This is a genomic window from Bradyrhizobium sp. Kon58, from assembly GCF_055807455.1.
The window spans coordinates 1-234 of the sequence record NZ_JBVVOT010000668.1 but is presented as its reverse complement, the minus strand read 5'-3'; the positions used below and the strand labels follow the sequence as shown (position 1 = coordinate 234).

Genomic DNA, 234 nt, shown 5'->3' with positions numbered 1-234 from the left:
GACACCGCCATCGAAACCGCCGACGTGGCGCTGATGGACGATGACCTGCGCAAGATTCCGGCATTCATTCGGCTCTCCAGGCAAACGTCGAGTATCCTCAAGCAGAACATCGCCCTGGCGCTGGTGATCAAGGCCATCTTCCTGGCGGTCACCTTCCTTGGCATGGCGACCATGTGGATGGCGGTGTTCGCCGACATGGGCGTCAGCCTGCTGGTGGTGTTCAATGGCCTGCGC

General features: G+C 61.1%; 1 pseudogene. It reads left to right on the top strand.

Annotation, left to right across the window (positions count from 1 at the left end):
* Nucleotides 1-234, top strand: a pseudogene (locus AC0L20_RS41885) (cation-transporting P-type ATPase); the annotation flags it as partial.